This is a genomic window from Burkholderia sp. MSMB1589WGS, assembly GCF_001636105.1.
GTDB classification, from domain to species: Bacteria; Pseudomonadota; Gammaproteobacteria; order Burkholderiales; family Burkholderiaceae; genus Burkholderia; species Burkholderia humptydooensis.
Window position 1 is genome coordinate 1,965,091 of the sequence record NZ_LNJT01000008.1, and the last position, 14,537, is coordinate 1,979,627.

Consider the following 14,537-nt stretch of genomic DNA (forward strand, 5'->3'; position numbering starts at 1 on the left):
TCATGGCTAATTATCATCTCGACATCTTTGGGCAGGTGGAGCGCAACGGCCTGCCGCGCGATGCGGCGCTCGATCTGCTGCGCCATTACCGGCGTTCGGGCTGCGTCGACGACACGGGCGCGGTGCGCTGGCTGCATGCGCCGCCGGCCGACGCGGCACGCCGCGCGAACGGCGGCGCGCGTGCGCTGCTGTACTGCGCGCTGACCGGACGCGAATTTTTCCTCGCCGATCATCGGGTCGACGGCGTGCGCGTGCTGCCGGCCGCCGCCTACTTCGAATTCGTGCGCGCCGCGCTCCGGCATGCGGGCTTCGCGTCGGCGGAAGGTTTCGCGCTCACGCACGTGAGCCTCGAACGGCCGCTCGCGATCGACGGTGACGGCGACGATGCGGACCGGCTGCTCGTCGTCGAACTGCTGGCCGACGCGCGCGGACGAATCGGCTTCACGCTCGCCTCGACCGGGCGCGCGCTTGCCGAGGTCGCACCATGTCTCGACGCGAGTCCGCGCGCGGCGCTGGCCGCCGACGCGGGCTTGAGCGTGCACTGCACCGGCGTCTACCTGCCGGAACCGATGCCGGGCGTCGATGCCGGTACGGAGGCCGAAACAGGGGCGGATACCGAAGCCGATGCGCCCGACGCGAGATCCGGCGCGCCCGTCTACGACGCCGACGCCTGCTACCGCTTCTTGGCCGCACGCGGCTTCGAATACGGCGCGCGGCAGCGCGCGCTGCAACGTATCGTGCTGCACGGGCCGCACCGACTGCACGCCGATCTCGCGCTGCCGGCGCCGCTCGCGGCGAGCCTGCCTGCCATGTGGCTGCATCCCAGCCTGCTCGACGGCGCGCTGCAGGCCGCCGCCGGCTTCTATCTGGCGGAGCCGGTCGGCGCCGAACCGGGCCTGCCGTTCGCGGTCGACGAGATCGCCGTTTGGCGCGCCTGCGAACCACGGATGCGGGTGCGCGTGACGCGCCACGCGGCGGACGCCGGCGCGACGACGCGCCTCGACGTCGCGCTGTACGGCACGGACGGCCGGCTTTGCGTCGCGCTGAAGGGGCTGACCTCGCGCACCCGGCGCGCGCGCGCCTCGCGCGACGACGCGTTGCTGCTCGCGCGCCCCGAATGGCGCGACGAGCCGCTCGCGGCCGACGCGCGCGCCGCGCGGCAACCGGCGCGGCACCGGATCCTGCTGGTCGGCGATCTCGGCCGGGACGGCGAAGGCATCGCGCCCGGTGAGGCCGGCGCGGCGGACCCGCTCGCGGCAGCGCTGCAGGCGCGATGGCCGGCCGGATCGGCGCGGCCGGAGATCGTCCGCGTCGAGTGCGGCCCGGCCCCGGAATGCGACGATCCGATCGAAACCAGCCTGCGCCTCAAACACTGTCTGCAGGACTGCTTCGCAACGCCGTTGCAGTTATCCGAACGATTGCTGGTGGCGATCGACGATGCGTCGCCGCTCGTGCGCAGCGCGCATGCGATGCTGAAATGCGTCGCGGCCGAATATCCCGAGTGCGAAACGCGGTGCGTCGCGTGGGCAGCGCGCGCCGGCGTCGGCGAGATCGCCGACGCGCTCGTCGACGAGGCGCTCGCGCGCGACAGCGCCGACTACGTGCGCTACGCGGCGCGCCGCGAGGCCAGGCGCTGGGCGCCGCTCGCAGCCGATGCGCCCGCGCATGGATGGCGCGACGGCGGCCGTTACCTGATCAGCGGCGGCGCCGGCCATCTCGGCCTCGCTTTCGCGCACGACATTGCGACATCGGTCGCCGCGCCGCGCCTCTTCCTGCTCGGCCGGGGCGACCCCGACGCGCTCGACGCGCGGCAGCAGGCGCGTCTGCGCGAGATTGCCGACGCGGGCGCCCACGTGACGCGCTACCGTGTCGACGTGACCGATGCCGACGCGCTTGCCGAGGTGGTGGCGCGCATCGAGCGCGAGCACGGCCCGTTGCACGGCGTGCTGCATGCGGCCGGCGTGGCTGAGGACGGCCTGCTCGTGAACAAGACCGACGAGACGTGGCGACGCGTGATGCGGCCGAAGGTGCTCGGCGCCGCGAACCTCGATCGCGTGACGCGACATATGCCGCTCGACTGCTTCGTGCTGTTTTCGTCCGGCAGCGCCGTATTCGGCAATGTCGGACAAAGCGACTACGCGGCGGCGAACGCATATCTGGCCGCGTATGCGGAACGGCGGCACGCGGCGGTCGAGTCCGGGCGCGCGCGCGGCCGATCGCTCTGCATCCACTGGCCGCTCTGGGACGGCGGCATGGCTGCCGCGATGGCGGATGCGGAGCGGCTTCATCGCGCAACCGGCATGCGGCCGATGGATGCCGCGCTCGGCGTCGAAGCGCTGCGCCGTGCGCTCGCGGCGCCATGCGTCGAACTTGTCGCGGCCGCCGGCGATCGCCGGCGGCTCGAACGGAGCCTGACGGGCGCCGCCGATGCGCAGCTCGCCGAGGCCGGCAGCGCGAATGCCGGCGCCGCGCCCGCGCCGGAACGGTCGCGCGCCGATGCGGCGGCCCTGCGCGGCGCCGCCGCGCGGCTGCTTCAGCGGATCGTAGCCGGCGAGTTGAAGCTGCCGCCCGAACAGTTGCGGACCGACCAGCCGCTCGACCAATACGGCATCGATTCGGTCGACATGATGAAGGCGACGCGCGAGCTCGAAAAAACGTTCGGTATCCTGCCGAAGACGCTGTTCTTCCAGTACCCGTCGATTGACGAACTCGCCGTACATTTCGCCGAGCGGCATTTCGCTGTGCTGGCCGCAATGGCGGCGCCGGGCGCGGCCTCGCGCACCGCGCCGACCGCCGCGCCTCGCGCGGTCGAGGGGCTGATCGAAACGCCGGCTGAAGCGCCGGCTGAAGCGCCGGCCGAAGCGGCGGCTGAAGCGGCGGCTGAAGCGGCGGCTGAAGCGCCGATCGCCCGGCGCGCCTTCGACGCCACCGCGCCGGGCGACGCGGCGCGTTCGGACATCGCGATCATCGGCCTGTCCGGACGCTACCCGCGATCGGCCGATGTCGCCGAGTTCTGGGACAACCTCGCGGGCGGCGTTGACGCGGTCCGCGAGATTCCGGCCGAGCGTTGGGACTGGCGCGCATTTCACCGCGACGGCGACGGCCATCGTCCCGGTGCGCACGCGAGCCGGTGGGGCGGTTTCATCGACGGCGTCGACGAATTCGATCCGCTGTTCTTCAACATCTCGCCGAGCGAGGCGGAGATCATGGACCCGCAGGAGCGCCTGTTCCTGCAGCATGCGTGGGCCGCGCTCGAGGATGCCGGCTACTCGCGCGGCCGCCTCGCGCGTGAGAGGCGTGAGCGCGAGGCGGCCGGCATCGGGACCGGCGCGGGCGAGACGGGCGTCTATGTCGGCGTGATGTATAGCGAATACATCCAGTGCGCGAACAACGATCCGGAACGACTCGTCGGCAGCAGCTACGCGAGCATCGCCAATCGCGTGTCCTACGCGCTCGATCTGCGCGGCCCGAGCCTCGCGATCGACACGATGTGTTCGAGTTCGCTGACGTGCCTGCACCTCGCCTGCGGCGAACTGGCCTCGGGTGGCATCGGCATGGCGCTCGTCGGTGGCGTCAACCTGAACCTGCATCCGAACAAGTACCATCTGCTGAGCCGCGGCCGATTCGTATCGCCGCGCGGCCGCTGCCACAGCTTCGGCGCGGATGGCGACGGCTACGTGCCGTCGGAGGGCGTCGGCGTGGTCTGCGTGAAGCGGCTTGCCGATGCGCAGCGCGATGGCGATCCGATCTACGCGGTGATCCGGGGCAGCGCGATCAATCACGGCGGCAAGAGCCAGGGCTACAGCGTGCCGCAGCCGCAGCGCCAGCAGGACGTGATTCGCCAGGCGCTGAAGCAGGCGCAAGTCGACGCGCGCGCGATCAGCTACGTCGAGGCGCACGGCACGGGCACCTCGCTCGGCGATCCGATCGAGATCGCGGGGCTCGCCGGCGCCTTCTCGCGCGATACGGCCGACACGCAGTTCTGCGCGATCGGCTCCGTCAAGTCGAACGTTGGCCATTGCGAGGCGGCCGCGGGCATGGCCGCGCTCACCAAGGTGATCGGCCAGATGCGTGCCGGCGAGCTGTTCCCGTCGCTGCACGCGCAACGGCTGAATCCGCATATCGATTTCGCGGCGAGCCCATTCGCCGTGGTGCGCGAACGGCGGCCGTGGGCCGGCGTGGCGGGGCGCCGGATCGCCGCCGTCTCGTCGTTCGGCGCGGGCGGTTCGAACGCCCATTTCGTGCTGCAGGACTATGCGCGGCCCGGCGACGATGCCATCGACGACGAAGGCGGCGGCGCCTGCCTCGTGCCGCTGTCGGCACGCACGCCCGAGCAACTGGCGCAGCAGGCCGGCGCGTTGGCCCGCTATCTGGCCGACTGCGCGCGGGCGCCGGGCGGCGCACGTCACTGGCATCGCCCGCCCGCGGGACTCGCGAGCATCGCCTATACGCTGCAGACCGGGCGCGAGCCGTGGGAGGCGCGCGTCGCATTCATCGCGACGTCGCGCGACGAACTGCTTGCGCTGCTCAACGGCTATCTCGACGGCCGGCCTGACCCGCGCCGCGTGTTCTCCGGCACGCGCGCGAGCGGCAGCCGACTGCTGCCGCTGTTCAGCGCGGACCAGGACAGCCACGCGCTCGTCGAAAACTGGTTCGCCAAAGGCAAGCACGCGGAGCTGCTGACGGTCTGGGCCGAGGGCGTCGATCTCGACTGGGCGCGCTTGTATGACGGCGTCGGGCGGCGCCGGCCGCGCCGCGTCAATCTGCCGACCTATCCGTTCGCGCGCGAGCGCTACTGGCTGCCGGTGCCCGACGTCGATACGCCGCATGCGGCGCCGGAGCGCAGCGGCGGCGCCGACATCGCGGCTGCGCCGAGCCTCGGCTACCGCGTGCCGGACTGGGAACGCTTGCCGGACGCGGCGGCAAGCGACGCGCGCGCGCGCATGGCCGAATCGGAGCCCGACGTGTTGCTGTGCGGTTGGGACGCCGACGCGGCGCAACGGCTCGCGGCGTGCTGGCCGGCGGATTGCGGCCGCATCGTCGGCGCTGCGGCTCATGCCGACATCGAGGCCATCGACGAGGCGTTTACGGAGCTGGCGCTGGCGGTGTTCGCCAATCTGCAGGCGCGGCTCGCCGCCGCATCCGGCGCAGCCGTGCGCGTGCAGTTGCTCGTGCCGCCGGGCGAGCGCGGCGAACTGCTGAGCGCGCTGGAAGCGATGCTGCTCAGTCTCGCATTCGAATACCCGGGCTTCGCCGGCCAGCTCGTGCTGTGCGGCGAGGTGATCTCCGATGCCGCAGCGCGCGCGATGCGCGAGCAGGCCGAGCTGGCCGCACGTCATCCGCACGCCACACTGGTCCGCTTTCACGACGGCGAGCTGTCGCGCCGCGTGTGGCGCGAGACTGACGCGAGGGAGCCGGCCGGGTCGCCGTGGCGCGAAGGCGGGGTCTACCTGATCACGGGCGGCGGCGGCGCGCTCGGCATCGTGCTCGCGCGCCATCTCGCGCGTGAAATGCCGTCCGCGACTCTGGTTCTGGTCGGCCGACGCGCCGCGTCCGAACTGGCGGGCACGCCGGCCGGTGCATCGCTCGACACGCTGCGCGCGCAAGGCGTCGCGGTCGAATACCGCGCAGCCGACATCAGCGATCGCGCGGCCTGCGAGCAACTCGTGGCCGACGTCGCGCGTGCGCACGGCGCGCTGCACGGCGTGTTCCACGCGGCCGGCGTGGCCCGCGACGGCGCCGCGTCGCGCAAGACGGCGCAGACCTTGCGCGAGGTGCTCGCGCCCAAGGTGGCCGGCACGGTGAATCTCGATCGCGCGACGCGTCATCTGCCGCTCGATTTTTTCGTGCTGTATTCGTCATTGTCGGGCGCGATGGGCAACGCGGGCCAGAGCGACTATGCGACGGCCAACGCTTTCCTTGACCGCTACGCGGCGCGGCGCGAGGCCCGCGCCGCGGCGGGCGCCTGTCGAGGCCGCACGATATCGATCGGCTGGCCGTGGTGGGACGGCGACGGCATGGCGCCGGACGGGCATGCGGCACGGCTGCTGCGCGAGGCGGGCATGTTGCCGCTCGGCGCCGACGACGGCATGCGTGCGCTGAAATGCGCGCTCGCGCATGCGGGCGAGCACCTGCTGGTGGTCCATGGCGACGCGGCGCGCATGCGTGCGGCCGCGCAGGCCGGCGAAGCGAGCGCCGTGCCGGCCGGGCGCGGCACATCGCCCGCGGCGCGCGACGGCGCCGATCTCGACGAGCGCGTCACCGGCCGGCTGCGCGAACTGCTCGGCCGGCTCTGCAAGCTGTCGCCGCAGCGCATCGACCCGCGCGCCCAGTTCGAGAACTACGGTGTCGATTCGGTCCGCGTGATCCATCTCCAGCAGGCGCTCGGCAAACACTATCCGGGCATCGGCAGCGCGTTGCTCTACGAACACACGACGCTCGCGAGTCTGGCCGCGCATCTGGTCGCGCAGCATCCGGTGCAAAGCCGCGCTTGGGCCGGCGAACCGGAACATGCCGATGCGCCCGCCGCGCCGGAGGCCGAGCCGCCTCGCGCAACGGGCGGCGACAACGTCCGCCGCGCGATCGGCGGCGATGCGGCGCGCGCCGCCGCGAACCCTGGCGACGAGGATCTCATCGCGATCATCGGCATCGCTGGCCGCTATCCGAAGGCCGCGAACCTCGCAGAATACTGGCGCAATCTCGCGGGCGGCGTCGATTGCATCGACGAGATTCCGGCCGAGCGCTGGTCGCTCGACGGATTCTACGTCGCTGACAAGGACGAGGCTTCGCGCACCGGACGCAGCTACAGCAAGTGGGGCGGCTTCCTCGATGGGTTCGCGGATTTCGATCCGCAGTTCTTCTCGATCGCGCCGCGCGACGCCTGGCTGATGGACCCGCAGGAGCGCCTGTTCCTGCAATGCGCGTGGGAGGCGCTCGAGGACGCGGGCTACAGCCGCGAGGCGCTCGTCGAGCGTCATCGGGCGCGCGCGGGCGTGTTCGTCGGCGCGACCAAGACGGGTTTCGAGCTGTATGGGCCGCAATTCTGGCGTCAGAACAAGGCCTTTCTGCCGCGCACCTCGTTCGGCTCGATCGCGAATCGCGTGTCGTACTGCCTCGACCTGACCGGGCCGAGCCTCGCGATCGACACGATGTGCTCGAGTTCGCTCGTTGCGATCCACGAGGCCTGCGAACGGCTGCGCCGCGGCGATTGCGACATCGCGATCGCGGGAGGCGTCAACCTGTACCTGCATCCGGCCAACTACGTCGCGCTGTGCTCGGGCCACATGCTGTCGCCCGAAGGGCGCTGCCGCAGCTTCGGCGCCGGCGCGGACGGTTTCGTGCCGGGCGAGGGCGTGGGCGCCGTGATCCTGAAGCCGCTCGCGCTGGCGCGGCGCGACGGCGATGCGATCCATGCCGTGATTCGCGCGAGCGGCATCAATCACTCGGGCAAGACGCACGGCTACATGGTGCCGAGTCCGGCGTCGCAGCAGGCGCTGATTCGCCTGACGCTGGCGCGGGCCGGCTGCGATGCCGCATCGATCGGCTATCTGGAGGCGCACGGCACGGGCACGGCGCTTGGCGATCCGATCGAGTTTCGCGGCCTCGTGCAGGCATTCGGGGAACGCGGCGCCGGCGTGCAGTGCGCGCTTGGTTCGGTGAAATCGAACATCGGGCATCTCGAGGCGGCGGCGGGTATCGCCGCGCTGACGAAGGTCGTCCTGCAACTGCGCCACCGCAAGCTCGTGCCGACGCTGCATGCCGCCGAGTTGAATCCGGAGATCGCGCTCGACGGCAGCGGCTTCGTGATGTGCGACATGTTGCGCGACTGGACGCCGCAGCCCGGCCCGGATGCGCCGTTGCGGGCCGGCATTTCGTCGTTCGGCGCGGGCGGCGTGAACGCGCATCTGATCGTCGAGCAGTACCGCGACGCCGAGGCGGACGCCGCCGCACGCAACGGTGCGGACGAGGGGGCAGCGCCGGCCGTGTTCGTGCTGTCCGCCCGCAACGCGGATAGGCTCGACGCGTACCTGGACCGCATGATCGCGTTTCTCGCCGATGGCGGCGGCCCGCTCACGGCGCTATGCCGCGAACTGCAGACAGGCCGCAGTGCGATGGCGGAACGTTGCGCCGTCGTCTGTCGCTCGACGACGGAACTGCTCGAGGTGCTGCGCGCGCATCGGCGCGGCGAGCCGGTCGAGGGCTTCCACCGCGGCCGTATCGTCGATGTCGATGTCGCCGCCGATGCCGATGCGGTTGCGCCGGACGATCTCGATGCCTGCGCGCGCGCCTGGGTGCGCGGTGCCGACATCGATTGGCGCGTCCGGCAGGCTCCGCCGTGCGCGCGGCCGGCTCGTGCGATCGCCGTGCCGACCTATCCGTTCAAGCCGCAGCGTTTCTGGCTCGATACGCTCGCGCCCGCGCTGGCGCTCGATGTTGCGACGGGTGACGCCGTCGCGCGAGCCGCCGACGCCGCGACGGGCGGGCCGCACGCGTCTTGCGCCGGCGCGATCCGGCTGCCCGCGCCGCGCCGCTTCATCGCGCCGGGCGGCATGCTGTCCGACGCGCGGATCACGCTGATGTCGCCGGCCGAAGCCGCGCGCTCCCGATCGGCAGCGCATTCTCCCCAACCCGACTCGACGGTGCGACGCGCGCCGGCCGCCGAGCCGCTCATCGCGCGGCGCGACGACGCGCATCCCTCGCTGCGCCATGTCGATCTGCCCGCCGGTTGGAGCGCGGCGGATCTGGTGGCGCGGCTGACCGAGCTGTTCGAGCTGTTCGAGCGCCCGGTGTCGGGCGAGCCGGTCGACGCCGTGCTGCTGCACGGCCCGCGCGACGGATTTCACCACGCCCTCGACGATGTGCCCGACGGCGCGCTCGCCCGGCTCGTCGCCGCGATCGGAGGCGCGCCGCCGGTCGTGCTGGCCGCGCTCCCTGGAGATGCGATCGGTCTCGGCTGGTTGATCGGCGCCGCCTGTGATCTGCTGATCGTCGACTCGGGCAGCCGCTACGGCTGCGCGACGCCCCCGTCCGGTGCGGCCGAAGAACTGCTGAGCGCGCGCTTCGGCGCGCGGCCCGGCGCCGCCGCGATGCTGTCGGGCGCGGTGCGCACGGGCGAGACCTGGCAGGCGGCGAATCTTGGCCTGCATGCGGTGCCCGCGCAGGCGATGGGCGGCGAGGCGCTCGCGGCGACGCAGGCGCTCGTCGCCGGCGGCGGCCGCGCGGCCAGCCTGCTCAAGGCGCACTGGCGCGGCGTGTTCTTCTCGGAGGCGGGCGCGCTCGGCGCGCCGTCGTCGTGGCCGGTGCTCGCGGATCGCGCACACGAGCCCGAACTCGCGGACGTCGCCGCCGCGGCCGATTCCGGCCGACCAGTGGCGCTGCCGCATTCGTGCGTCGAGCTGACGCTCGACGATGCCGGCGTCGCGGTCGCGCGAATCTCTGATCCGGCCACCCGCAACGCGTTCACGCCGGCGCTCGTTGCCGCGATGGAGGTGGTCGTCGCTTGGGCGAGCGAGACACCCGGGTGCAAGGTGCTGATCCTGACGGGCCACGGCCACTATTTCGCGACGGGCGGGACCCGCGAGGGCCTGCAGGCAATCCAGCAGGGCACCGCGAAATTCACCGATGCGCGTCTCTACGAGCTGCCGCTCGCTTGCCCGGTGCCGGTGATCGCGGCGATGCAGGGCCACGCGATCGGCGCGGGCTGGGCGATGGGGATGGCTTGCGACGCGGTGCTGTTCGCCGAGGAGAGCGTCTATCACAGCCCGTACCTGTCGTATGGCTTCACGCCGGGCGCGGGCTCCACGCTCGTGTTCCCGATGCGGCTCGGCCTCGACCTGGGCCGGGAAATCCTGCTCGGGGCGCGGCCTTACAAGGGGCGCGAGTTGCGCGAGCGGCTGCCCGGCCTGTCGGTGGCGCCGCGCGGCGAGGTGCTCGCGCGGGCGCGCCGGATTGCTGCGCAATGGTCCGCGCAGCGGACACGCAACGAGCTGATCCGCGACAAGCGGCAAGCGCTTGCGGCGCTCGCGCAGGCCATGCCTGCGGCGATACGCAAGGAACTCGCGATGCACGAACAGACGTTCCATCACAACCCCGACGTGGCGCGGCGGATCGATCGCGCGTACGGTGTCGGCGCGACGCCGGCCGCCGACATGCCGAGCACGCCCGCGCGCGATCTGGCGGCCTTGCTGAAGTCGACGCTGGCCGCGGAAATCCAGCTATCCGCCGACGAACTCGACGACGAGGCGGGCTTCGTCGATCTCGGCCTCGACTCGGTGACCGCCGTGACCTGGGCCCGCACGCTCGGCCGGGCGTTGTCGATCGAGCTGACGCCCGCGCACGTCTATCAGTATCCGAGCGTCGCGAAGCTGCTCGCGTACCTGCGCGAAGCCACGGATGGCGTGCCGGCCGCCGCGCCAGCGCCCGGGCCGAAACCCCAGCCAACGCTCGAGCCGACGCCCGCGGCAGCGGCCGGCATCGCGATTGTCGAGATCGTGCGGCAGACGCTTGCAGCCGAGCTGCAGCTCGACGCGCAGGACATCGACGCGCACGCTAGCTTCGTCGACATGGGGCTCGACTCGGTGACCGCGGTGACCTGGGCGCGCAAGCTGCATGAGCGGCTTGCCGTCGACCTGTCGCCGACCCAGCTCTACCAGCATCCGAACGTGGCTGCGCTGTGCGCCCATCTATCCGACGCGGGCGCGTCGGCCGGGCCGGACGCGGCGGCGCACGCGGCTGCGGATCGCGCCGCGCGGACAGCGGCATCGGAACCGGCGTCTCGGCCGGCGCTTCAACCTGCGCCGCCCAGCATTGCTGCGCAGGCGCCGGCACTCGCGACCGTGCAGGCGCCGCCCGCCGTCGGATCGACACCCGAGCCGCCGCCGACGCCCGCGGATGCGCCGCGTCGCGCCGCGTCGGCCGAGCGCGTCGACATCGCGATCATCGGGATGGCCGGCCGCTTTCCCGGCGCGGCCGATCTCGACGCGTTCTGGCGCAACCTCGTGGAAGGGCGCGACAGCATCGTCGAGGTGCCGCCGCACCGCTGGTCGCTCGACCGCCACTACGACCCCGATCCGCAGGCAAAAGGCAAAACCTACAGCCGCTGGATCGGCCTGCTCGACGACGCCGACGCGTTCGACGCCGAATTCTTCGGCATCTCGCCGCGCGAGGCCGAGCATATGGACCCGCAACAGCGCGTCTTCATGGAGAACTGCTGGCACGCGATCGAGCACGCGGGCTACAACCCGTTCAGTCTCGCCACGCAGCGCACGGGCCTGTTCGTCGGCTGCGCGACGGGCGACTACGCCGATCTTGGCCGGCGCGACGAGGCGGGCGCCCAGTCGTTCATGGGCGGCGCGAGTTCGATCCTGTCGGCGCGCATGCCGTATTTCCTCAATCTCGACGGCCCGTGCCTCGCGATCGATACCGCCTGTTCCTCGGCGCTCGTCGCGGTCAACGAGGCATGCAACAGCCTGCTGCTCGGCAACTGCGACCTCGCGATCGCGGGCGGCGTCTGCGTGATGGCCGGCCCGACCCTGCACATCCTGTCGAGCAAGGCCGGCATGCTGTCGCCGACCGGCCGCTGCCGCACTTTCGACGGCGCCGCGGACGGCTTTGTCCCGGGCGAGGGCGTGGGCACCGTGCTGCTGCGCCGGCTCGACGAAGCGCTTGCCGCCGGCGACACGATCCACGGCGTGATCCGCGGCTGGGGCATCAACCAGGACGGCCGCACCAACGGCATTACCGCACCGAATCCCGACGCGCAGCGGCGTCTCGCGAGCGGCGTCTACCGCCGCTTCGGCATCGATCCGAAGCGGATCATGATGGCCGAGGCGCACGGCACCGGCACCAAGCTCGGCGATCCGATCGAGGTGCGGGCGCTGACCGAAGCGTTTCGCGAATTCGATGCCGGCACCGGCTACTGCGCGATTGGCTCGGTCAAGAGCAACATCGGACACCTGGCCCTCGCGGCGGGGATCGCGGGGCTGCTCAAGGTGGTGCTGAGCCTGCGGCATCGAACGATTCCGCCGACGCTCCATTGCGAGTCCGTCAACGAGCATATCGATCTCGCGCGCTCGCCGTTCCACGTGCCGCGCGTGGCGCAGGCGTGGCGCACGGCCGACGGCGCGCCGCGGATGGCCTGTGTGAGCTCGTTCGGCTTCAGCGGAACCAACGCGCACATGGTGGTCGAGCAAGCGCCGGCGGCCGCGCCGCCCGCGATCGCCGACGCGGCCTCGCGCGAGCAGTTGGTGGTGTTGTCGGCACGGCGCCCCGAGTCGCTGAGGGCCGCCGCCGCGCGGCTGCGCGATGCGCTCGTGGCGCAGGACGCGGCCGTTTCGGCGCCCCGTCTCGTCGACGTGGCCTATACGCTGCAAATCGGCCGCGCCACCTTCCGGCATCGTCTGGCGATCGTCGCTTCGTCGCTCGCCGGCCTGATCGAGCGGCTCGATGGCTGGCTCGCCGGCGGCGTTGATCCGCGGGCCGGCATCCACGAAGGCGCGGCGCCGGCCGCGCAGGCGGCCGACCGCTCGGCGCGCATTGCCCGGGCGCTTGCCGATGGCGATCCGCATGCGGCGGCGGCCCTCTGGGTCGCGGGCGGCGAGACGGGCGGCGAGGCGCGCGCGTTCGACGGCCTGTCGCCGCGCCGGATCGCGCTGCCGGGCTACGCATTCGTGAAGTCGCGCTACTGGATCGGCGGCGCGCCGCCGGTGATCGACCCGCCGCATTCGGCCGCATCGATTGCGTCGCCTGCATTGACGGCATCGACAGCGTCGACAGCATCGACAGCATCGACAGCGCGCGGCCTCGGCAAGCGGATCGCCGTGATCGGCGCCGGACCGGCCGGGCTCGTGATGGCCAAGTCGCTGCTCGAGGAGGGGCACCGGCCGGACGTGTTCGAGCGGCAAGCCGATCTCGGCGGCGTCTGGCTGCTGCACACGGAGAACAAGCGCGCGGGCGCTTACCGCAAGACGCGCTTCCAGACGTCGAAGTACACGAGCGCGTTCTCGGACTTCGACGGCGCGCCGGTCGACGGGCACTTTCATGGCGTCGCCGACATGCATCGCTATCTGCGCGACTACGCCGAATGTTTCGGCGTGACGGAGCGGATCCGCTATCGCACCGTAGTCCGCCGCGTCGAGCCGCACGGCGAGCAGTGGTGCGTCGCCACCGAACGCGACGGCGTCGCGCATACCGGCATTTACGACGGCGTCGCGCTGTGCCAGGGGCTGTACTGGAAGCCGTGGCGGCCCGAGTTCGCCGGCCTCGATACCTTCCGGGGCACGATCCTGCATTCCGCCGAATACGTCGACGAGCGCTGCCTGAACGGCAAGCGCGTGCTGATCGTCGGCAACGGCATCAGCGGCATGGACATCGCGGAGGAGGCCGCGCGCGGCGCGAGCCAGGTGATCTGGACCATGCGCCGGCCGAAATTCATCATGCCGCGCATGACGGGCTTCGTGCCGAACGATTTCCAGTCGCCCGCGAGCCTGCTCGCGAACGTTGATCCGGCGCAGATGATGGAGCGCGTGCGCTATTCGATGCCGGAGTATTTCCGCCAGTACCAGGACAGCGGTCTGCTGCCCGATCTCGACGATTTCCGTCGCCAGCCGGTCGTGCAGATCAACGACGGCATCGTTTCGCTCGTCGCGAGCGGGCGCGTGGAGGCCGTCATCGACGAAATCGAGGCGTTCGACGCGCACGGCTGCCGTTTCCGGCGCAGCGGGCGCTACGTCGAGATTGACGCCGTGGTGTTCTGTACCGGCTACCAGATCGACGAACGGCTCGATTGCCTGCCGGACGTATCGATGCGCGCCGATTTCGCGATGGGGATCTTCCATCGCGAGCGGCCGAGCCTTGTCTCGACCTCGTGCCCGCTGCCCGTCGCGTACTCCGGCACCTTCTTCTTCCCCGAAATGGTTGCCCGCTGGTACGCGCGCGTGATGTCGGGCCGTGCGGATCTGGCCGGCAGCGAGCTCGACTATCGTCTCGACCGGCGCCATGCGGCGATCAACGGACCGATCGCGAACGTGGTGTTCGGGCTGCGGCTCGGCCTGTTGCCCGATCCGGCGCGCGAATTCCGCGAGTTCTGGCGGCTCGTGAATCTGCCGCCGTTTCCGCCGATCTATCGGCTGCGCGGCGAGCATGCGGACCCCAACGCGGCAGCGCGCCTGGCGGCGCTGAACCGCCGCAATCTGACGAGCGGCAGCGCCGGTGCGGCGCTCGACACGGTCCGCTACCGCCTGCTCGCAGGGCTCGGCGACGCGGCGCTGCGCGAGCTGCTCGCGCGCGGCGAGATCGACGAGGACGACTGCCGCCATGCCGGCCGGCACGCGGCCGACGCGATCACGCTCGACTGGAAGCGGCAATACATCCTGCGCGATGACGGCGCCGCGCCGCCCGGCGGCGAGCCGGCGGCGGAACGCGCGCCGAGCCCGGGCAGCCCCGAGTGGGACGACTACCGGACGCTGTTGGCGCGGCTCAGGGCCGGGGAGCTGGACATGCAGGGCGTGCTGCACGCCCTGGCGAAACAGGACGACTGA

At 71.8% G+C, this 14,537-nt stretch carries 1 protein-coding gene; it reads left to right on the forward strand.

Annotated elements, in window-relative coordinates; all coding sequences use genetic code 11:
- The first annotated feature begins 2 nt into the window (after positions 1-2).
- Positions 3-14,537 carry an SDR family NAD(P)-dependent oxidoreductase gene (locus WT16_RS26060; RefSeq protein WP_063534551.1) on the forward strand — a complete coding sequence of 4,845 codons (14,535 nt, stop codon included), beginning with the start codon at positions 3-5 and terminating at the stop codon, positions 14,535-14,537.